The organism is Vreelandella sp. L-15, assembly GCF_056857635.1.
Genome location: NZ_JBSXNN010000054.1, coordinates 1 through 19,211, shown reverse-complemented (window position 1 = coordinate 19,211; position 19,211 = coordinate 1). Strand labels below are relative to the sequence as shown.

General features: G+C 59.1%; 22 protein-coding genes. 15 read left to right on the top strand and 7 right to left on the bottom strand.

Annotated features, from left to right (window positions below):
• Nucleotides 1-251 precede the first annotated feature (251 nt).
• The 7 genes from prfB (at nt 252) to rimI (ending at nt 6,456) form a co-directional block, all read left to right on the top strand.
• Nucleotides 252-1,350 (top strand): peptide chain release factor 2 gene (gene prfB / locus AC13CY_RS07535; protein WP_172515362.1). Its coding sequence is split into 2 segments (ribosomal slippage): nt 252-326 and nt 328-1,350, totalling 1,098 coding nucleotides; the frame shifts between segments, so codons are not numbered across the junction.
• Between the two features lie 34 nt (nt 1,351-1,384).
• Nucleotides 1,385-2,896, top strand: coding sequence for a lysine--tRNA ligase (lysS, locus tag AC13CY_RS07530; RefSeq protein WP_172415864.1), 1,512 nt, complete (start codon nt 1,385-1,387; stop codon nt 2,894-2,896).
• Nucleotides 2,897-2,985: 89 nt separating this feature from the next.
• On the top strand, nt 2,986-3,372 hold the full coding sequence (locus tag AC13CY_RS07525; protein ID WP_044629610.1) for a hypothetical protein: 387 nt from the start codon (nt 2,986-2,988) through the stop codon (nt 3,370-3,372).
• An 88-nt stretch (nt 3,373-3,460) separates the two neighbouring features.
• Nucleotides 3,461-4,864 (top strand): MFS transporter, encoded by a 1,404-nt coding sequence (locus AC13CY_RS07520; protein WP_058579704.1) that lies wholly within the window; start codon nt 3,461-3,463, stop codon nt 4,862-4,864.
• A gap of 40 nt (nt 4,865-4,904) precedes the next feature.
• Nucleotides 4,905-5,213, top strand: coding sequence for a BolA family protein (locus tag AC13CY_RS07515; protein ID WP_054640807.1), 309 nt, complete (start codon nt 4,905-4,907; stop codon nt 5,211-5,213).
• Nucleotides 5,210-6,013 carry a hypothetical protein gene (locus AC13CY_RS07510; RefSeq protein ID WP_062374886.1) on the top strand — a complete coding sequence of 268 codons (804 nt, stop codon included), beginning with the start codon at nt 5,210-5,212 and terminating at the stop codon, nt 6,011-6,013. Before AC13CY_RS07515 ends, AC13CY_RS07510 begins: the two co-directional genes overlap by 4 nt.
• Nucleotides 6,010-6,456: a ribosomal protein S18-alanine N-acetyltransferase gene (rimI, locus tag AC13CY_RS07505; protein ID WP_054640806.1), complete on the top strand. Its 447-nt coding sequence runs from the start codon at nt 6,010-6,012 to the stop codon at nt 6,454-6,456. Before AC13CY_RS07510 ends, rimI begins: the two co-directional genes overlap by 4 nt.
• On the opposite strand, the gene AC13CY_RS07500 is transcribed toward rimI, so the two are convergent.
• Both AC13CY_RS07500 and rsmD read right to left on the bottom strand, forming a co-directional pair.
• Nucleotides 6,453-6,647 carry a cell division protein ZapB gene (locus AC13CY_RS07500; protein WP_044629605.1) on the bottom strand — a complete coding sequence of 65 codons (195 nt, stop codon included), beginning with the start codon at nt 6,645-6,647 and terminating at the stop codon, nt 6,453-6,455. The genes rimI and AC13CY_RS07500 overlap by 4 nt on opposite strands.
• A 116-nt stretch (nt 6,648-6,763) precedes the next feature.
• Entirely contained in the window at nt 6,764-7,348 is a 585-nt protein-coding gene (rsmD, locus tag AC13CY_RS07495; RefSeq protein WP_228219032.1) for a 16S rRNA (guanine(966)-N(2))-methyltransferase RsmD, read from the bottom strand.
• A gap of 126 nt (nt 7,349-7,474) precedes the next feature.
• On the opposite strand from rsmD, the gene ftsY reads away from it, so the two are divergent.
• The 4 genes from ftsY to rpoH all read left to right on the top strand — a co-directional run bounded on the left by ftsY (nt 7,475) and on the right by rpoH (nt 11,656).
• The gene (gene ftsY / locus AC13CY_RS07490) at nt 7,475-8,836 is read left to right on the top strand and encodes a signal recognition particle-docking protein FtsY (protein ID WP_483052425.1); all 1,362 of its coding nucleotides are present in this window, start codon (nt 7,475-7,477) and stop codon (nt 8,834-8,836) included.
• Complete coding sequence (ftsE, locus tag AC13CY_RS07485) at nt 8,833-9,501, top strand: cell division ATP-binding protein FtsE (RefSeq protein ID WP_058579699.1); 669 nt, start codon at nt 8,833-8,835, stop codon at nt 9,499-9,501. Before ftsY ends, ftsE begins: the two co-directional genes overlap by 4 nt.
• Nucleotides 9,498-10,544 carry a permease-like cell division protein FtsX gene (ftsX, locus tag AC13CY_RS07480; RefSeq protein ID WP_062374880.1) on the top strand — a complete coding sequence of 349 codons (1,047 nt, stop codon included), beginning with the start codon at nt 9,498-9,500 and terminating at the stop codon, nt 10,542-10,544. Before ftsE ends, ftsX begins: the two co-directional genes overlap by 4 nt.
• Before the next feature lie 242 nt (nt 10,545-10,786).
• A complete protein-coding gene (rpoH, locus tag AC13CY_RS07475) occupies nt 10,787-11,656 on the top strand; it encodes an RNA polymerase sigma factor RpoH (RefSeq protein ID WP_062374879.1) in 870 nt (289 codons plus the stop codon).
• A 93-nt stretch (nt 11,657-11,749) separates the two neighbouring features.
• On the opposite strand, the gene slmA is transcribed toward rpoH, so the two are convergent.
• The 5 genes from slmA to coaBC all read right to left on the bottom strand — a co-directional run bounded on the left by slmA (nt 11,750) and on the right by coaBC (nt 16,549).
• Nucleotides 11,750-12,358, bottom strand: coding sequence for a nucleoid occlusion factor SlmA (slmA, locus tag AC13CY_RS07470; RefSeq protein WP_172515364.1), 609 nt, complete (start codon nt 12,356-12,358; stop codon nt 11,750-11,752).
• A gap of 21 nt (nt 12,359-12,379) precedes the next feature.
• A complete protein-coding gene (argB, locus tag AC13CY_RS07465; RefSeq protein ID WP_044629740.1) occupies nt 12,380-13,279 on the bottom strand; it encodes an acetylglutamate kinase in 900 nt (299 codons plus the stop codon).
• Between the two features lie 101 nt (nt 13,280-13,380).
• Nucleotides 13,381-14,769, bottom strand: coding sequence for a phosphomannomutase/phosphoglucomutase (locus tag AC13CY_RS07460; protein WP_172515365.1), 1,389 nt, complete (start codon nt 14,767-14,769; stop codon nt 13,381-13,383).
• Between the two features lie 47 nt (nt 14,770-14,816).
• Nucleotides 14,817-15,278, bottom strand: a complete 462-nt coding sequence (gene dut / locus AC13CY_RS07455) for a dUTP diphosphatase (protein WP_044629738.1) — start codon at nt 15,276-15,278, stop codon at nt 14,817-14,819.
• A 2-nt stretch (nt 15,279-15,280) separates the two neighbouring features.
• Entirely contained in the window at nt 15,281-16,549 is a 1,269-nt protein-coding gene (coaBC, locus tag AC13CY_RS07450; protein ID WP_062374873.1) for a bifunctional phosphopantothenoylcysteine decarboxylase/phosphopantothenate--cysteine ligase CoaBC, read from the bottom strand.
• Between the two features lie 149 nt (nt 16,550-16,698).
• Here coaBC and radC point away from each other — a divergent pair, with 149 nt between their 5' ends.
• The 4 genes from radC (at nt 16,699) to mutM (ending at nt 19,043) form a co-directional block, all read left to right on the top strand.
• On the top strand, nt 16,699-17,373 hold the full coding sequence (radC, locus tag AC13CY_RS07445) for a RadC family protein (RefSeq protein ID WP_044629736.1): 675 nt from the start codon (nt 16,699-16,701) through the stop codon (nt 17,371-17,373).
• A 273-nt stretch (nt 17,374-17,646) separates the two neighbouring features.
• Nucleotides 17,647-17,883: a 50S ribosomal protein L28 gene (gene rpmB, locus AC13CY_RS07440; protein ID WP_038481085.1), complete on the top strand. Its 237-nt coding sequence runs from the start codon at nt 17,647-17,649 to the stop codon at nt 17,881-17,883.
• Between the two features lie 38 nt (nt 17,884-17,921).
• Complete coding sequence (gene rpmG, locus AC13CY_RS07435) at nt 17,922-18,077, top strand: 50S ribosomal protein L33 (protein ID WP_009098622.1); 156 nt, start codon at nt 17,922-17,924, stop codon at nt 18,075-18,077.
• A gap of 138 nt (nt 18,078-18,215) precedes the next feature.
• Nucleotides 18,216-19,043: a bifunctional DNA-formamidopyrimidine glycosylase/DNA-(apurinic or apyrimidinic site) lyase gene (mutM, locus tag AC13CY_RS07430; protein ID WP_054640805.1), complete on the top strand. Its 828-nt coding sequence runs from the start codon at nt 18,216-18,218 to the stop codon at nt 19,041-19,043.
• Nucleotides 19,044-19,211 lie beyond the last annotated feature (168 nt).

The following is a 19,211-nucleotide window of genomic DNA, read 5'->3' as shown; positions in this document are numbered from 1 at the left end:
TTATTGGATCTGACCAGGGTCAGAACCGGCATCACTGTCCCCGAATTCGGGGTAAGTTAATGGCATGAGCCGTATACGTGGTCCGTATGTACGGTTCTGTGAGAGGGATGAGGCGGAGACGCCTCACCCTACTCGCTATTACCTAGTAGCAGGCCATTGGATGCGGGGCGTGTCGGCTTTCGTTACACTATGCGCTTTTCTGATCGATACACTTCTGTACGATCCGATCTAGACCACGCTAGGGCGAGCCCATGTTGGAAACCAATCCGATTCATAACCAGATCAAGGACCTGTCTGAGCGGACAGCGGTTCTTAGGGGGTATCTTTGACTATGCCGAGAAGAAAGATCGGCTAGAAGAAGTCTCTCGCGAACTGGAAGACCCCAATGTCTGGAACGATCCAGACTACGCTCAAAAACTGGGCAAAGAGCGCGCCTCCCTCGAAGCCATTGTGGCCACCATTGACGAGTTGGATCAGGGGCTAGCGGATAGCCGCGACCTGCTGGAGCTCGCCGAGATGGAAGAGGACGAGGGCACCGTCGAGGAAGTACGCAAAGAGCTCGACGGCTTACAGGACGCTCTGGAGAAGCTCGAGTTTCGCCGCATGTTCTCGGGAGAAATGGACGAGAACAACGCCTACCTGGATATTCAATCGGGCTCCGGGGGCACCGAAGCTCAGGATTGGGCCAACATTCTGCTGCGCATGTACCTGCGTTGGGCCGAAAGCCACGGCTTCAAGACCGAGATCATTGAAATCTCTGCCGGTGAAGTCGCGGGTATCAAGTCGGCGTCGCTGCATATTCAGGGTGACTATGCCTTTGGCTGGCTGCGTACCGAAACCGGCGTCCATCGTCTGGTGCGCAAGAGCCCGTTTGACTCGGGTGGCCGTCGCCACACCTCGTTTGCCTCCGTCTTTGTGTCGCCAGAAATCGACGACAGCTTCGAGGTCGAGATCAATCCATCGGATCTGCGTGTCGATACCTATCGTTCCAGCGGTGCGGGTGGTCAGCACGTCAACACCACCGACTCCGCGGTACGGATTACCCACGAACCCACCGGAATTGTGGTGGCATGCCAGAATCAGCGCAGCCAGCACGCGAACCGCGACTTCGCCATGAAGCAGTTGAAGGCGAAGCTGTGGGAGTTTGAGATGCAAAAGCGCAATGCGGCCAAGCAGGAAGCGGAAGACTCCAAAGCCGATATCGGTTGGGGCAGCCAAATTCGCTCTTACGTACTGGATGATCAGCGCATTAAAGACCTGCGTACCGGCGTTCAGTCCAGCAACTGCGACAAGGTGCTCGACGGGGATTTAGATCAGTTTATCGTCGCCAGCCTGAAGCAGGGTTTGTAATCTTTTTAGCGTTTGAACAGAAATAGGGTGCCCGATGGCTAACCAAGACGCGTCTTCTCTCGATAACGAAAATCACCTGATCGCCGAGCGCCGTGCCAAGCTAGCGGCCCGCCGTGAGCGGGCGGCCGAGCAGGGCAAGAGCGCTTTCCCGAACGATTTCCGCCGCGACAGCCTCACCGTTGAGCTGCACAACCTGCTGGGCGAGAAAGACAAAGCCGAGCTGGAAGCGCTGGATCATCAGGCGTCGGTGGCCGGTCGCGTGATGCGCAAACGCGGTCCTTTCATCGTGATTCAGGACGTGGCGGGCCAGATCCAGCTCTACGTGGATAAAAAGGGGCTGCCGGAAGACGTGCTGGAAGACATCAAAGGCTGGGATATCGGCGATATCGTCGCCGCCCGTGGCCCGGTGCATAAGTCGGGTAAAGGCGACTTGTACGTGATGATGGTCGAGGCGCAGCTGCTGACCAAGAGCTTGCGCCCGCTGCCGGATAAGTTCCACGGCCTGACCGATCAAGAAGCGCGCTACCGCCAGCGCTACGTCGATCTGATCATGAACCCGCAGTCGCGTAAGGTGTTCGAGACCCGCGCGGCGGTGATCAGCTCCATGCGCCGTTTCTTCGAAGCCCGTGGCTTCATGGAAGTGGAAACGCCGATGCTGCAGCCGATCCCCGGCGGCGCGGCGGCGCGTCCGTTTATTACTCACCACAATGCGCTGGATATCGATATGTACCTGCGTATTGCGCCGGAGCTTTACCTGAAGCGTCTGGTGGTGGGTGGTTTCGAGAAAGTGTTCGAGATCAACCGCAACTTCCGTAACGAAGGTTTGTCCACACGGCACAACCCGGAGTTCACCATGGTGGAGTTCTACTGGGCTTACGCGGATTACCGCGACCTGCTGGACATGACCGAAGCCATGCTGCGCACGGCGGCTCAGGAGGTGCTCGGCACCACCACGATCACCTACCAAGGGGCCAGCTACGATTTCGGCCAGCCCTTCAAGCGTCTCACCCTGCGCCAAGCGATTCTGGATCACGGCGACGGCATCACCGACGCCGAGCTGGACACCCTGGATGCTGCCCGTGCTGCGGCAGAAAAACTCGGTATCAAGGTCAAAGAGAGCTGGGGGCTGGGTAAAGTCCAAACCGAGATCTTTGAAGAAGTGGCGGAACACAAACTGGACCAGCCCACGTTCATCACTGAATACCCGGCAGAAGTTAGCCCGCTGGCGCGTCGTAACGATGCCAACCCCTTCGTGACCGACCGCTTTGAGTTCTTCGTCGGTGGACGCGAGATCGCCAATGGCTTCTCGGAGCTGAACGACGCCGAAGACCAGGCAGAGCGTTTCCGTGAACAGGCTGCCGAGAAAGACGCCGGTGATCTGGAAGCCATGTACTATGACGCCGACTACGTGCGCGCGCTGGAGTACGGCCTGCCGCCCACGGCGGGCGAGGGCATCGGTATTGACCGTTTGGTAATGCTGTTTACCGACAGCCCCTCCATTCGTGATGTACTGCTATTCCCGGCCATGCGCCCCGAGGTGGATTAACGCTCAACCAGGCGCTAGCGGACGAAAAGTTGGTAAGGGCGCGATTTAGCGCCCATAATGGTCAACGTTTCGACGGCGAGGAGAATCCCATGAAACTGCTAAATCGCTCTGCCCTGAGCGTCAGGCCGACCCAGACCTTCGTGGACTGGATCAATGCGCTCGAACCCACCATGGGAGACGACGACCTGACCCTGGACGACGTCGAACGTGAAAGTACGGTATACCTGATCCCCGAGATGGATACCCCTGAGGCGTTAGAGACGTTTGTCCGCGAGCGTCACGTAGAAATCCTGGAGACCGAGCTACGCGCCTGGGAAGAGGATGAGCGCCAGTGGCCAGAAAAATTAGATTGGTCGCTGTTTCAGGAATTCCTGCGCGTTGAGCACAGCTACTTAGCCATTGACCTGGACGACGAAACCGCCCTGGAAATCTCGGATGTTGACGACGCGCTGCTGCTCGACAACGAACAAGATTAGCGTGCTACTATTTTAGCGTAAGCGCACAGTGAAACCGGCTTCGGCCGGTTTCGCCGTTTGTAAGGGGTCTGTTTAGGAATTCATTACCATGCGACTGCTTGAAACTCGCCCTGGCGATGATGGGCTGCCGGGGCCTGAGCGCCTGCTCGCCGTGCTGGCGCTGGTCACCGGTACGTTGATGGCGGTGGTCGATACCACCATGATCAACCTGGCCCTGCCCACCATTGCTGCCGATCTGAATGTGCCGGCCTCCAGGGCAGTATGGATTACTAACCTGTTCCAGGTCGTGTGTGCTGCGTTCTTACTGGTATTTGCGGGCATCAGCGAGCTCATTACTCGCAGGCGGCTCTACTTGTTTGGCCTTGGGACGTTTGTGGTAGCAGCACTAGGGGCGGCACTGTCGCGTAATTTAGAAACATTGCTAGTGTTTCGCGCCTTCCAAGGCCTTGGGGCAGCTGCGACCCTTTCTATTGGGCCGTCCCTCTATCGGGCTATTTTTCCATCCCGCTTGTTAGGCAGCGCGCTCGGTCTAAGTGCTCTAGTGGTAGCGGGTGGTTATGCCGCAGGCCCCACGCTCAGCGGGGTTATTCTCTCGTTTGTGGATTGGCCGTGGTTGTTTGCGCTCAACGTGCCCCTCGGGGTGTGCTCGCTCTGGCTAGCCAGCCGGGCGTTGCCGCGGGATACGCCTCGCCAGGGTAGTTTTGATACGCTGGGGGCACTCTACTCGATGTTGATGCTGGCGAGCTTCTTTGTCGCTATGGACGCCGTTGGTCACGCTGCACCACTCTGGCAAAGCGGCGGCTGGGCACTGTTAGCGGTAGGGGCCTGCGCGCTGTTTATTCATCGCCAGCGCCGCGCGCCTTACCCGCTGCTGCCGCTGAGTGTGTTTGCCGAGAAGCGCTTTACGCTGGCGGTCTCGGCATCTGGCCTGGCTTTTATCGGCCAGGGACTCACTTTTGTGGCGCTATCGTTTTTCTACCAGGAGCAGATGGGCTTTTCGCCGCTGGAAACCGCTTGGCTATTCACTCCGTGGCCCCTGGCGATCATGCTAGTGGGGCCGTTGGCGGGGCGGTTGGCGGATCGAGTTAATCCCAGCCTGCTATCTAGTACCGGGCTGATGCTACTGATTATTGGCCTAGTCGCGCTGGCGCTGGTGGATGAGAGCACCGGCGTGGCGGGCAGCCTGTGGCGCACGGCGCTGTGTGGTATTGGGTTTGGACTTTTCCAGCCGCCGAATAACCGCGAAATGATGGGCAGCCTACCGCCGGAGCGCAGTGCCAACGTGTCTGGGGTGATGAGTACCACACGCACGGTGGGGCAGTCGTTTGGTGTCGCACTGGTAGGAGCGGCGCTGGCACTGGGCTCGCCAATTCAGGTCACGCTCTGGCTAGGTGCGGGCACTACCGTGCTGGCACTGCTGGCGAGCCTGTCGCGGGTATCGCTCGCCCAGCGGGCGCTGGATGAGCGGCGGGCATCGTCTGTTGGAAAGTAAGGGCGTACAATAAGCCAGTTGCTGACTGAAGGAGAGTCCCATGGCGATACAGACACAAATTGAGCAGAAGTTGGCGGCCTTAACCCCTGACGTGCTGCAGGTCGAAAACGAAAGCCATATGCATAACGTGCCGGCCAACTCTGAAACTCACTTTAAAGTGACGCTGGTAAGCGATAGCTTCGATGGCATGATGCCGGTCAAGCGCCACCAACAAATTTATGCCCTGTTGGCGGATGAGCTCTCTGGCCCGGTGCACGCCCTGGCGCTGCACCTCTACACACCCAAAGAGTGGCAGGCACGGGGCAGCGAGCGCCCGAACTCCCCCAACTGCCGTGGCGGCGGCCAGTGACCCCGGAGGTTGTTCGTCGGCACTACCTGGATGCTATGGGTATTACCGCTTGGGCATGCCGCTACCAGCTGCCCAACGCCCGCCCGACGGAAGCCTGCGAGTGGGAAGAAACACCGACCAAAACACCACCACGGGAGCGGTTGCATGCGCTGCTGGATGATGCACCAGCACCGCGAACACGTAGCCAGCCTGCCGCTGCCGAGCAAGGCAACACTTCCCCAGTGGCATCGCCCTCGGCGGTCAAGGCGCTCTTAGGTCATTCGCCTGCCGCGGCACCCACCCCGGAGGCGAGCCCGGTACCAGAACCCAGAGTGCCGCCTGCGCAACCCGCCAAGCCGCTGAGCTTTAGTCTCTCCTGTGCTTGTGTGGGAGGACGCTGGCTTAGCGTATGTGAAGGGGAAATGTCTCCGGTTGAACAGCAGTTGCTTGCCAATATGCTGCGGGCGGCTGGTGTGTTACGCGGCGAACTGCCAACAGTGACCCACTTCAAATGGCCGCCCATGGCCACAGCCTTTGCGCCGGAAGAGCCGCTTGAGGAAGCTCAGGAGGGTGTGGCAGCGTTTGTTGCTGGGGCCGCGAGCCGACAAGGCTGGCAGTTAGAGCAAGTGCTCTGGTGGGGCGCAGAGGAGACGGCTACTGACCTTGCTCGAGTCATGGCGCTTACCGACGGGCAGAGCCAAACGCTCGCACTTCCTGTGTGGCAAGGCCCGTCGCTGGCCGTGCTCACTCAGCAGGCCAGTGCTAAACGCGCGCTATGGCCGCGTTTGGTGGCCTTAGGGCAGCAGTGGAGTGCCGAGTGATCTGCCGGTTAAACGCTGCGCATCGAGTGCCGCTACATACCTTAGAAGCCGCCGCGCACAGCGGGGCAAGCCCCCAGCAGTTAGATGAAGCGCTGGCTGATGAGCAGGCCTGGGTAGTGGGCTATTGGCAGGACGACGTGCTAATGGGTTATGCGTTGGTGGCGAAGTTGCCGTTTGACGCTGAGCTACAGGCGATTGGTGTACTACCCGATTGCCAAGGGCAAGGCATAGGCCAGCGGCTGCTTAACAAAGTGGTCGCGGTGGCGAAGCAGTGGCAAGCTGAGCGGCTGCTGTTGGAAGTGCGTGCTGGAAATCAGCGGGCGATTGCGCTGTATCAGCAGGCGGGGTTTGGCGAAGATGGTCGTCGGAAGGAGTACTACCCGGCCGTGAAAGGCACGACCGGGCGGGAGGATGCGCTGTTAATGTCGCTGCCGTTGGCTTAGGAGGCGTTGCTATCACTCATGCCATCGAATTTGCTAAGCACACCTTGTAAGCGGCTTTCCCACTCTTCACGCTCTTGTTTTAACTGAGCGTTTTCGTTACGCAGCTCTTCGTTTTCCAGCTTCATCATCTCCAACGCCTCAACAGTGTCGGTGATTTTCTGTTCTAACTGATTAAAAAGCTCAAGGCTCATGCCTACCTCCAGTAACGGACGACAGGCGGCTGCCTATCGTCATGAAATAAAATGGGCTATCAATGTGTGACTCAATTGAGCGAGCGTAACGCTGCTGTCAGTTGGCGGCAAGCGCTTTACGAGGGCACGCGTTGATAGAGTCTGGCAATACTCTCACCTGCCTGAGTTTCACGGTGTAAATTCCAATTAGCCGGTACCGCTGGCGTTAGGCTCTGTTCGGTTTCCAGGTAGATCATCGCATCGCTTGCCAGCCATCCGCCCGCTTCCAGCGCGGCACAGCAAGACGCGGCTAACCCTTGGTGGAACGGCGGGTCGAGAAACACCAGATCAGCAGGTTGGCTAGGCTTTTCAAGAAACGCCTGGGCATCAGCAGTCACTACCTGCCCCTGCGTTGCACCGAGGGTGGCAAGATTGTCGCGAATCAGCGCGGCAACGTGTGTATCGCGCTCGACAAAGGTGACCTGCGCAGCCCCCCGAGAGAGCGACTCGATGCCAAGCGCGCCGGTACCGGCAAATAGGTCCAGCACCTGCTTGCCATGCAGCGCTTGGCCCAGCCAGTTAAACAGCGTTTCACGTACGCGATCCGGCGTAGGGCGCAGGCCCGGATGGTCGAGCACAGGCAGCATGCGGCGGCGAAAATCGCCGCCGATAATGCGCAGTTTCCCCGGCGGTTTGGCAGTTCCGCGGCGGGGAGTCGACATGCGAGATGATGAGCGAGAGGAGCGTTGTCGTTTCATAACGCGGATTGTAGCGGGCTACTTATCCAAAGTCTTGGTCTGCGGTGGTAGGATAATCGCAATGTTCACCTATTTAGTCGGATGACACCTATGTTCGGTTTTTTCAAACGTAAGAAAAAGCACGACTCCCAGCAGGAGCCTCAAGACGCCCAAGAGCAGCCAGCGCTGCTAGACGAGCCCGAAGGCGCGCCTGATAAGGAGCCTGCTGCTGATGTATCAGCACCTTCCGAATCGCTGGCAGAAGAGCCGCCCAAGCCCGCGCCGGAGCGCGAAAACGAACCCACTGAGGTGCTCGCTCAGGAGCAGTCGCCTGAGCCGGTGAGCAAAGAGGACGTTCAGCCAACGGGCGTTGACGAGGAAGTCACCCCCGCGCCAATCATGGACACTGTGCCAGAGCCAGAGCCAGAGCCAGAGCCAGAGCCAGAGCCAGAGCCAGAGCCAGAGCCAGAGCCAGAGCCAGCCGCGAAGCCTGCGCTTCAAGAGAAGCCGGTATCCGAAAAAGGCGAGAAGAAAGGTTGGTTTGCGCGCATCAAATCTGGCCTGGGAAAAACCCGCGCTAATCTTACTGACGGCTTGGCCGACCTGTTCCTTGGCAAAAAGCATATCGATGACGAGCTGCTGGAGGATCTGGAAACTCAGCTGCTCATGGCCGATGTGGGCATCGAAGCGACGAGCGAAATCATCGAGCGCCTTGAGGCACGGGTTTCCCGCAAAGAGCTGAATAATCCCGAAGCGCTCTATCGCGGCCTACAGGAGGAGCTGGCCGCGCTGCTGGCACCCGTGTCTGCGCCGCTCAGCTTCGAGAAAGAGAGCGACGGCCCCTTCGTTATTCTGGTGGTGGGGGTCAACGGCGTGGGTAAAACCACCACCATCGGCAAGCTCACCCAGCGTTTCCAGCGCGAAGGCAAGAGCGTCATGCTGGCGGCTGGGGATACCTTCCGTGCGGCGGCGGTGGAACAGCTTAAAGTGTGGGGCGAACGCAACAGCGTACCGGTTATTGCCCAGCATACAGGGGCAGATAGCGCCTCGGTGATTTACGACGCGGTGGCGGCCGCCAAGTCTCGCGGCGTAGATGTGCTGATCGCCGATACCGCCGGGCGGCTGCACAACAAGAGCCACCTGATGGAAGAGCTGAAAAAGGTGCACCGTGTGATGCAGAAGCTCGATGACACGGCGCCCCACGAGGTCATGCTCGTGCTGGATGCAGGCACGGGGCAGAACGCAATTTCCCAGGCCACTACTTTTAATGAGGCGGTGCCGATTAGCGGCATTACTTTAACCAAGCTGGATGGCACCGCCAAAGGCGGGATTATCTTTGCCCTGGCGAAACAGCTAGAAACGCCGATTCGCTTTATCGGGGTGGGTGAGGGTCTGGACGACTTGCGCCCCTTCAATGCTAACGACTTCGTCAACGCGCTGTTTGACCGTCAAGGGGATGATGGTCGCGCATGATTGCTTTTGAGCATGTGGGGAAGCGCTATGGAGGGCGCTTTGACGCGCTGGCGCATCTGAACTTTCGCGTGGCGAGAGGCGAAATGGTGTTTCTGACTGGCCACTCCGGGGCGGGAAAAAGCTCGCTACTGCGGCTGATTATGCGCCTAGAAAAGCCCAGCCGTGGGCGAGTAGTGGTAGCCGGGCATGACATTGCTCAGCTCCACGCCAGCCAGGTGCCGTTTTATCGTCGCCAGATTGGCGTAGTATTTCAGGACCACCAGCTGCTATTTGATCGCAGCGTGTTCCATAACGTTTCGCTGCCGCTAGAAATTCAGGGTGTAGAGCCCCGAGAGGCGGCGAGGCGGGTGCGGGCAGCTCTGGATAAAGTCGGCCTGTTGCACCGCGAAAAAGCCCTGCCCATCGAGCTTTCCGGCGGTGAGCAGCAGCGGGTGGGCATCGCCCGCGCCGTGGTTAATAAGCCCGCGCTGCTGCTTGCCGATGAGCCCACCGGTAACCTAGACCCACAGCTCTCTGCCGATATCATGGGGCTGTTCGAGGACTTCAACCGCATCGGCACTACGGTCATGATCGCTAGCCACGATTTGGCGCTGATTGCGCGCTTGCGTCATCGGATTCTGCGTCTGCAGGACGGTCGTTTAGTCGCCGATGAGGGGGCTGCATGAAGCGCTCAGCCAATGCTCGCCAAAGCGGCGCCGCCCCTCGGGGTAAGCGCCAAACACCCAAGCCCGCCGCACCTGCCTCGGAAACAGCCCCTCGCAGTGGGGCGCGCGCTCAGCAAACACGTTTTAGCAGTCGCCTGCGTGCCTGGGGGCGTCACCACCGGGCCATGGCGCTGGATAGCCTTTTTCGACTGGTGCGCTACCCGTTGGGAAACCTGCTGACCATGCTGGCCATTGCCATTGCCTTGGTACTTCCCGCTGCTCTATGGCTGACGTTGGACAGCGCCAAGCTGCTGGATGCCGAGCTGGATGAAAGCGCGTCGCTCACCGTTTATCTCGATATGGGGATTGATGCAGCGCAGGCGGCTCGGATCGAAGAGGCGGTGAGTGCTGACGGCGGCGTGGCGCAGACGCGTATGATCAGCCCAGAGCAGGGCATGGCGGATTTCCAGCAGTCGTTGGGCATCGACGATACCCTGGCAGGGCTTGACGATAATCCGCTCCCCACGAGTATCGTCATTTCCCCTCAAGATGTAGAGCCCGCTGCGATGGCTGAACTGGCCGAGCGGCTCGAGGGGGTAACTGGCATCGATGAAGTACGCGTCGATTTGGCCTGGGTCGAGCGGCTGCGCCATCTGGCGGCGTTGGGACGCCGCGTGGCGCTGGCGCTGGGGGTGCTGTTTGGTTTCGGTGTACTGCTGGTCGTCGGTAATACCATTCGCTTGGCGGTGGAGAGTCGACGCCGTGAAATCGAAGTGGTCATGCTGATCGGCGCAACGCACGCCTTCGTACGTCGCCCGTTCTTGTACAGTGGAGCCTGGTATGGCGCTGGCGGCGGGCTTTTGGCGCTGGGTCTATTGGCCTTGGGTAATCACTGGCTCTCACTGCCGGTAGCGGCGCTGGCGGCCAGCTACGGTGCCAGCTTCACCTTGCCGCAGCTAGATGTGACAGGCTCTACAATTCTGCTATCCTGCAGTATACTACTTGGCTGGCTGGGCGCTTGGCTTGCCGTCACGCGCCATCTTTCCAGCATACGCCCGCGCTGAGCATGCGTCTGTCGCGTTGTCATCTTCACGTTATAGGCAGTACATAGACTTCGCGATATTGTCCATGCGGGCAGTCACGGGAATTTCTACCCCCGTGGCGTGATCGATGCCAACTGTGCGTCGATCGTTTGAACCTCTGGGTTCGCCTAAGGTCTTAAGGTTAACGCAAGACGTTTGGCTGCGCACATTCACGCGACGCCAGCACGTCAACCACGATAGGTTTTAAGGGAGGCCATCTGCATATGAGCACTAGTCTTCTACCGGTGGGACAGTTTTCACCAGGCAATGACCTGGGTGGCTACATTCAAGCGGTGAATGGCATCGCGGTGCTGAGCGTCGAAGAGGAGCGCGAGCTGGCGTTCCGCCTTTACGATGAGGGCGATCTTGAGGCGGCACGTCGACTGGTGCTATCGCACCTTCGTTTCGTGGTGCATATTGCTCGCAGCTACTCCGGTTACGGTCTGCCGCAAGCGGACTTGATTCAGGAAGGCAACGTCGGTTTGATGAAAGCCGTCAAGCGCTTCGATCCCAATCAAGGGGTACGCTTGGTATCGTTTGCCGTGCATTGGATCAAGGCAGAGATTCACGAGTTTGTGCTGCGTAACTGGCGCATCGTTAAAATCGCTACCACCAAAGCTCAGCGCAAGCTGTTCTTCAACCTGCGTAGCGCGAAAAAGCGTTTGGCATGGCTGAACAACGATGAAGTCGATGCCATCGCTAAAGACCTTGATGTGAAGCCCGAAGTCGTGCGCGATATGGAAGGTCGCCTCTCGGCGTTTGATGCAGGTTATGATGCCTCGCCCAGCGACGATGAGGAGAGTGCTTACCAAGCGCCTGCCTACTTCCTTGACGATGCCTCCGCCGATCCGGCGGCCCAGCTAGAGGATAGCGACTTTGAAGAGGACTCCACTCGCCGCTTGCAGCTGGCGCTGAAAGAGCTGGATGAGCGCTCCCGGGACATTCTGCAGCGTCGTTGGCTCACCGATGATAAAGCCACGCTGCACGACTTGGCCGATGTATACGGCGTTAGTGCCGAGCGTATCCGCCAGCTTGAGAAGAACGCCATGAAGAAGCTGCGCCAAAAAATGGGCGACGCGGCCATCGCTGCGTAACACTCACGCCTCACGCAGGAAAACGCCCCGCCGGTATCGTTACGGCGGGGCGTTTTCATTTGCTTTGTGCATGTGCTGAGAGCACGCGCCTCATTATGCGGGTTGGGAAGCGTTTCTAAATAGCTGGCCCGAGAGTAGCGTCCACTGATCCTCCCAATACTCGGTAGGCAGCCGCTTGAAGTCGCTGCGGACGTATTGCGAAATACGCCCTTCGGCCTGGGCGATGAGCAGGTTGGCCGCTGCTGAGGCGGTGATGCTGGTGCGCCGCCCTTCGCGCAGCTCGGCTTCCCGCAGCACCTGCTTGAGCTGGGTTTCCAGGCGCTCGAAGAGCTGGTGTACCCGCTGGCGCAGCCGTGCGGTTTCACCGGTGAGCACATCGCCCCCTAGCACCCTGGCAAGCCCGGGGTTCTTCTCGGCAAATCCGAGCAGGAGCGAGAGAATTGTCCCGCAGCGGGTCGTGGCGTCGGGGATGTCATCCAGAATGCGGGTAATGCGTGCGAAAATGCTCTCTTCGATGAAGTCGATCAGTCCCTCGAACATGCGCGCCTTGCTGGGGAAGTGGCGATACAGCGCCGCTTCGGAAACGCCCACTTGGCGCGCCAGTGCGGCCGTGGTGATCCGCTTGCCACTGTCCTCTTCCAGCATGATGGCTAACGCCTGCAGAATTTGCTCGCGGCGGCGAGGTTTGCGATCGTCACTCATGACTCTTGCCCTCCGTCGCGATTAACCTGCGTCAGTGATCAGGGTGCCTACCCCGGCGTTGGTAAAGATTTCCAGCAGTACGGCATGAGGAACGCGGCCATCAATAATATGGGCGCTGTTCACACCGCCTTTCACGGCATCCAGCGCGCAGCGGATTTTGGGTAGCATCCCGCCGTAGATGGTGCCGTCGGCAATCAGGCCGTCTACCTGGGCGGTGGTGAGCCCTGTTAGTACCTTGCCTTCGCTGTTCATCAAGCCCGCCACGTTGGTCAGCAGCATCAGCTTCTCGGCGTTCAGCGCTTCGGCCAGCTTGCCTGCTACCAGATCGGCATTGATGTTGTAGCTGTTACCTTTGTCATCCACGCCGATGGGAGCGATGACCGGAATAAAGTCCCGGGCGGCCAGCATCTCGATCAGGTCAGTGGAGATCGACTCCACTTCGCCGACATGGCCGATATCGATGATTTCCGGCGCGGTCATCTCCGGGCTCTGGTGCTCCACCTTCAGCTGCCGGGCGCGAATCTGGGCGCCATCTTTGCCAGTCAGGCCAATCGCCTTGCCGCCGCTTTGATTGATCAGGTTGACGATGCTCTTGTTCACCAAGCCGCCCAGTACCATCTCCACGACATCCATGGTTTGCGAGTCAGTGACTCGCATGCCATTCACGAAGCGGGATTCGATATTGAGCTTCTCCAGCAGGCTGCCAATTTGCGGGCCGCCGCCGTGAACCACCACCGGATTAATGCCAACTTCCTTCATCAGCACGATGTTGCGAGCAAATGAGTCGATCAGCGTATCTTCGGTCATGGCGTTGCCACCGTATTTGACGACGACGGTTTTGCCGGAGAATTGCTGAATGTAGGGAAGCGCTTCTGACAGCACCTCCACAACGACCTGGGGGTCGCGGCTAGCTGAACTCATGACGTTGTCCCTTTGCTCTTTTTAATGTCTGTTGCGTTGCTAGGCGCTTACGCGCCTGGATGACAGCATTTTTTAACACGTCGCGCGTTCTAAGGGCGCGATCATGTCGTTGTGGTGGCCGGTATGGTCAGTGTAGGCGCGACGCCATGTAGCGCTTTTTCAAAGCGCTCGCGGATTCGAGCGAGCGCTGCGCTATCTTTTCCCTCGAAACGCAGTACCAGGGCGGGCGTCGTATTAGAGGCGCGACATAATCCCCAGCCGTCGGTGTAATCAACGCGAATGCCATCCAGCGTGGTTTTGATACCTTCGCCGAAGTCGCCCTCTCTGGCAAGTGTCTCGATAATGGCAAATTTTTCTTCATCGGAAACGCTGACGTTAATTTCTGGCGTACTGACATCTTGGGGGAATTGGTCAAAGAAAGTGTCCGCGTCGCCGGGGAATTGGGCAAGAATCTCCAGCAGCCGTGCGGCTGAGTAGAGGCCGTCATCAAAGCCGTACCAGCGCTCTTTAAAGAAGATATGTCCGCTCATTTCGCCGCCCAGCAGCGCGTCGGTCTCTTTCATACGCGCTTTGATCAGTGAGTGGCCGGTGCGCCACATCTCAGGCTCGCCGCCAGCCTCGCTAATCACCCGGGCAAGATTGCCGGTGCACTTGATGTCGAACACCACTTTCGCTCCAGGATTGCGCGACAGCATATCGGTGGCAAACAGCATTAACAGGTGGTCAGGGTAAATCATACGCCCACGGGGCGTGACGACGCCCAGGCGGTCACCGTCGCCGTCGAAGGCAAGGCCGATGTCGGCACCGCTCTGCTGGACGTGATGGATCAGATCCTGCAGGTTTTCCGGCTTGCCGGGGTCGGGGTGATGGTTGGGGAAGCGGCCATCGATCTCGTCAAACAGTGGTGTGGTGGTGACCCCAAGCCGCTGAATAAGCTGCGGGCCAAGCTCTCCGGCCACACCGTTGCCGCAATCCACCACGGCGCTGAGCGGGCGTGTTACCTTCACATCACTCAAGATGCGTTCCAGGTAGCTGGCGCGCAGATCTTGGCTGCTCACGCTGCCCTGGCCCTGGGTGAAATTGCCCGCCTGGATACGCCCAAAGAGCGCAGTAATCGCGTCGCCCGATAAGGTGTCGCCCGCCAGGACGATTTTAAAGCCATTGTAGTCCGGTGGGTTGTGGCTGCCGGTGAGCATCACCCCTGAACGGCTCTCCGGCAGCGTGTGGGTGGCGAAGTAGAGCACCGGCGTGGGCACCATGCCGATATCGATAACGTCCCGCCCGGCGGCCTGAAGGCCGCGAATGAGCGCTGCTTGCAGGCGCGGCCCAGAGGTGCGGCCATCTCGCGCCACAATCACCGTCTGCTCGCCACGAACGGCGGCTTCAGAGCCGACGGCGCGGCCAATCAGCTCGGTGGTGGCTTCGCTTAACGTGTCATCCACGATGCCGCGAATATCGTAAGCACGAAATATCGAAGCGGGTACGGTCATCATCGATCCTTGAAAAACGCTGAAAGGGAGTGGGCTGGCGAACGGGGTTACTGGCGGCCGGTGCTGCCGAAACCGCCGCTGCCGCGAGTAGAGTCGTTAAAGCTATCGACGATATCGAGTTCAGCTTGCACCACGGGGACCAGAACGTACTGGGCGAGCCGCTCGAAGGGCGCAATCGTGAAGCTGTCCTGGCCGCGATTCCATACCGAGATCATTAGCTCGCCCTGGTAGTCGGAGTCGATGAGCCCAACTAGGTTACCCAGCACGATGCCGTGTTTATGGCCTAGGCCAGAGCGCGGCAGAATCATTCCCGCTAAACCCGGATCTTCAATATAGATGGCAAGGCCGGTGCGGACGAGCTGACATTCGCCGGGGGCAAGGGTGAGCGGCTCATCCAGCAGGGCGCGTAAGTCCATGCCCGCAGAGCCTGTCGTGGCATAGGTGGGGAGATAGTCGTGCAGGCGCTCATCCAACACATTGCACTGCAGGCGAGGGCGGGAACTGCTCATGGTTAGGCTCCAGAAGAGGTCAAAGAGAGGTGGGTGAGGGCGTGCCGAACGATCAGCGCGGCCAGCTGCGTTTTAGGCTGTGGCGGTGCAACGAGTCGGTCACTACCGTCGGATGTTCGCCATAGCAGGAGCGCCGCGTTGTCGTCGCTGCCAAATCCCAGCCCCTGTTGGGAAACATCGTTGGCGACGATCATATCGAGCCCTTTGCGGGCGAGCTTATCCTGGGCGTAACGCTCGATGTCTTGGGTCTCGGCGGCAAAGCCCACGACAAAGGGGCGCTGGCCGTCCGGTAGCGCCGCCACATCGGCAATGATGTCGGGATTTTTCACCAGCGTGAGCGTTAGGGTGTCCTGGTCGTCGGTTTTTTTCAGCTTGTGCTCGGCCGCGTTGGCGGCGCGGTAGTCGGCCACCGCTGCGCAGCCGATAAACAGCGCCGCCTGGGGCGCTAGCTCAAGCGCTGCTGTATGCATTTGTACGGCGGTTTCGACGTTGAGTCGCTCGACTCCTTGGGGAGTAGGCAAATTCACCGGGCCGCTGATCAGCGTTACTCGTGCGCCTTGTGCGGCCGCCTCGGCCGCCAGGGCATAGCCCATCTTCCCCGAGCTGTGATTCGACAGGTAGCGGACAGGGTCTAGTGCCTCCCGCGTGGGGCCAGCGGTAATCACGACATGGGGGGCGCTGGCCGAAGGGGTAATGGGCGGTGCAAAATGGCGGCTCACGGCCTCCAGAATTTCATCAGGCTCGCTCATGCGCCCTGGGCCGACGTCGCCGCAGGCCTGATCGCCCGCCGCCGGGCCAATCAACTGCCAGCCATCGGTGGCCAGCTGTTTCACATTGCGCTGAGTGGCTGGGTGGCGCCACATGGCCTGATTCATCGCAGGGGCGATGAGGCGCGGTGCTTCAGAAGCAAGGCATAGAGTGGTCAGTAAGTCATCCGCCATGCCATGGACCAGCCGCGCGATCAAGTCGGCGGTGGCCGGGGCGATGACGATGGCATCCGCCCAGCGGGCCAGCTCGATATGCCCCATGCCAGCTTCCGCTTCAGGGTCGAGTAGCGAGGTACGCACCGGCTCGCCCGAAAGTGCCTGAAGCGTGAGTGGCGTTATAAACGCCTGGGCTCCCTCGGTCATCACTACACGAACCTCGCAGCCAGCCTGTTTTAGCTGCCGCACGATAAGGGCGCTTTTGTAGGCCGCGATGCCAGCGCTAACGCCCAGCAGCAGGCGCTTACCCGCTAGCGACGATAAGGGGGAGTGCGAAAGTGGGGCCATGGTGGGCAGTCCAGTGTGACGATCAACAAGGGGCTTACCATACCATTTGGCTGATTATTTTGGCATGCTCGGCAGATTCGCCATAATGCGAGGTATAGTGAGGCTGGTGGTCATGGCAGTGCGTTAAAAGAACCATTAGGGAGGCGTGGATGGGGATTAATCATTGGCCCGAAGGTGAGCGGCCACGGGAAAAGCTGTTGAATATGGGCGCGCAGGCGCTTTCGGATGCCGAGCTGTTAGCGATTTTTCTGCGAGTAGGCGTGCAGGGGCGCTCAGCGGTAGACTTGGCGCGGGACTTGCTGGCGAACTTTGGGGGGTTAAGGCAGTTGCTTGAGGCGGACCAAACCCAGTTCTGCTCCGCCCGTGGTCTGGGAAGTGCTAAATTTGCCCAGTTGCAGGCCACCCTAGAGCTCTCTCGACGGCATTTGGCCAGCCAACTGGCTCGTGGCAATGCCCTAACGTCGCCTGCGTTGGTGCGCCACTATTTGAGCTCACAGCTGCGTCACTTGGGGCATGAAGAGTTCGCCGTACTTTTTTTGGATACACAGCATCGAATTATTCGCTATGAATCCCTGTTTCGCGGTACCCTAGACAGCGCATCCGTTTACCCCCGCGAAGTTGCCAAGCGTGCGCTTGAGTTACACGCTGGTGCTGTCATCCTGGCCCACAATCACCCATCGGGTGTGGCTGAGCCCAGCGATGCTGATCGACGTATCACAGAACGCTTAAAAGATGCCCTTGCACTCTTTGACGTGCGGGTACTCGATCATTTTGTGGTGGGGGACGGAGAAGTGGTGTCATTTGCCGAGCGTGGCTGGCTATAGCGGTAATTTTCAGCAGCATCAGCAGCAGAAGACGTGTGCTCGACCCTTCGGTCTTTGCCCTTTTTCTAAGTAAATTGTCCAAAAACGCGCTTTTTTGGCCTTTTTGGGCGGTTTCGCTTGCTGGTAGCTAGGTGCTCTGGTATAAAGTGCCACCTTTGAACTTGGGTTGAATAACGGATTTGGGTACAGCTAGGCGGTTAACTGCGTCGACTCCCTCCCTGCTCCGGTTTGCCCGACAGTTTTGAACAACTCGCCAAGCGGTTGGAGGCTCTCATGTCCAAAGTATGTCAGGTTACCGGCAAGCGTCCGGTAACTGGTAATAACGTTTCTCACTCCCAGCGTAAGACACGTCGTCGTTTCTTGCCGAACCTGCACACCCATCGTTTTTGGGTTGAGTCTGAAAACCGCTTCGTCAAGCTGCGCGTTTCCTCTAAAGGCATGCGCATCATCGACAAGAAAGGTATCGAGACGGTTCTGGCCGATATCCGCAAACGCGGCGACGCTATCTAAGCCAGCTTTTTGCTAAGCACTTTTGGGAGAGTTAAACCATGCGCGATAAGATCAAGCTGGTGTCTAGTGCCGGTACAGGCCACTTCTACACCACTGATAAGAACAAGCGGAACACCCCGGATAAGTTCGAATTCAAGAAATACGACCCGGTGGTCCGTAAGCACGTTATCTACAAGGAAGCCAAGATCAAGTAATCGCGATTACGATGATCGGCTTTCACCGCAGGCGAGCGCCTGTTGAAAAACCCGGCCTAAAGCCGGGTTTTTGCATGTCTGTCGTTAGCGCCTTGGCCGTTAATCGCTGTCACTGTGCTGTCATCATAGGCTTTCATCATGCCCGAACTGCCTGAAGTTGAAACCACGCGACGTGGCATCGCCCCCTATATAGAGGGGCAAGAAATTACCGAAGTGCGGGTGCGCCAGCCACGCCTGCGGGTACCAGTGCCGGACGACCTGGCCGAACGCTTAATCGGCGCACGAGTGGGCGAGTTGGCCCGACGAGCTAAATACCTGCAGATTCCGCTAGCCACCGCTGATGGCAGTGCCACGCTGCTGTGGCACTTAGGCATGTCGGGCAGCCTGCGTATTGCCCGCCTGGGGGATTTGCCGAAAAAGCACGACCATGTGGATGTGGTGACCGCTAGCGGCTACGTGCTGCGCTACCATGACCCGCGTCGGTTTGGGTTTGTCGACTGGCAGCAGGGCGACGGCAGCCGCGATACCCGCCTTGCTCACCTTGGCCCTGAACCGCTTAGCGATGCCTTCAACGGCCAGTGGCTCTACCGTCTGTCGCGTAATAAGCGGGTGGCAGTAAAGCCCTTTTTGATGGACAACCGTGTGGTGGTGGGTGCGGGCAATATTTATGCCGCCGAAGCGCTGTTTATGGCAGGCATCGACCCGCGCCGTGCGGCGGGGCGAATTTCCCAAGCGCGCTACGACGCGCTAGCGGCGGCCGTCAAAGAGGTGTTGGCGGCGGCCATTACCCAAGGTGGCACCACGCTGCGCGATTTTGTCAGCGGCCAAGGCGAGCCTGGTTACTTCGCCCAGCGGCTGAATGTTTACGGACGCCACGGGCAGCCTTGCCTACGCTGTGGCAGCGAGCTGAAGCGCATTACCCTGGGTCAACGTGCCAGTGTGTTTTGCCCCGGTTGCCAGCGTTAATCGCCGCCTTGGGCGGTTAACTGTTTTTATGGTGCGCCAGGCATGGCGCGCAGCGCCAATTAGGCGCTATCCGGTCCGCCGTGGTGGTTGGCCGGATGACTTGGGGGTGAAAGTCCCCTACGGACCCTGATAGCGGGAACCGTTAGCTGAACAGCAAGGGTGTTCGTC

Bases quoted from the DNA above. Each gene is read 5' to 3' on its own strand.
- lysS (WP_172415864.1), top strand. From the start codon at position 1,385: ATGGCTAACCAAGACGCGTCTTCTCTCGATAACGAAAATCACCTGATC.
- AC13CY_RS07525 (WP_044629610.1), top strand. From the start codon at position 2,986: ATGAAACTGCTAAATCGCTCTGCCCTGAGCGTCAGGCCGACCCAGACC.
- AC13CY_RS07520 (WP_058579704.1), top strand. From the start codon at position 3,461: ATGCGACTGCTTGAAACTCGCCCTGGCGATGATGGGCTGCCGGGGCCT.
- AC13CY_RS07515 (WP_054640807.1), top strand. From the start codon at position 4,905: ATGGCGATACAGACACAAATTGAGCAGAAGTTGGCGGCCTTAACCCCT.
- AC13CY_RS07500 (WP_044629605.1), bottom strand. From the start codon at position 6,647: ATGAGCCTTGAGCTTTTTAATCAGTTAGAACAGAAAATCACCGACACT.
- rsmD (WP_228219032.1), bottom strand. From the start codon at position 7,348: ATGTCGACTCCCCGCCGCGGAACTGCCAAACCGCCGGGGAAACTGCGC.
- ftsY (WP_483052425.1), top strand. From the start codon at position 7,475: ATGTTCGGTTTTTTCAAACGTAAGAAAAAGCACGACTCCCAGCAGGAG.
- ftsE (WP_058579699.1), top strand. From the start codon at position 8,833: ATGATTGCTTTTGAGCATGTGGGGAAGCGCTATGGAGGGCGCTTTGAC.
- ftsX (WP_062374880.1), top strand. From the start codon at position 9,498: ATGAAGCGCTCAGCCAATGCTCGCCAAAGCGGCGCCGCCCCTCGGGGT.
- rpoH (WP_062374879.1), top strand. From the start codon at position 10,787: ATGAGCACTAGTCTTCTACCGGTGGGACAGTTTTCACCAGGCAATGAC.
- slmA (WP_172515364.1), bottom strand. From the start codon at position 12,358: ATGAGTGACGATCGCAAACCTCGCCGCCGCGAGCAAATTCTGCAGGCG.
- argB (WP_044629740.1), bottom strand. From the start codon at position 13,279: ATGAGTTCAGCTAGCCGCGACCCCCAGGTCGTTGTGGAGGTGCTGTCA.
- AC13CY_RS07460 (WP_172515365.1), bottom strand. From the start codon at position 14,769: ATGACCGTACCCGCTTCGATATTTCGTGCTTACGATATTCGCGGCATC.
- dut (WP_044629738.1), bottom strand. From the start codon at position 15,278: ATGAGCAGTTCCCGCCCTCGCCTGCAGTGCAATGTGTTGGATGAGCGC.
- coaBC (WP_062374873.1), bottom strand. From the start codon at position 16,549: ATGGCCCCACTTTCGCACTCCCCCTTATCGTCGCTAGCGGGTAAGCGC.
- radC (WP_044629736.1), top strand. From the start codon at position 16,699: ATGGGGATTAATCATTGGCCCGAAGGTGAGCGGCCACGGGAAAAGCTG.
- rpmB (WP_038481085.1), top strand. From the start codon at position 17,647: ATGTCCAAAGTATGTCAGGTTACCGGCAAGCGTCCGGTAACTGGTAAT.
- rpmG (WP_009098622.1), top strand. From the start codon at position 17,922: ATGCGCGATAAGATCAAGCTGGTGTCTAGTGCCGGTACAGGCCACTTC.
- mutM (WP_054640805.1), top strand. From the start codon at position 18,216: ATGCCCGAACTGCCTGAAGTTGAAACCACGCGACGTGGCATCGCCCCC.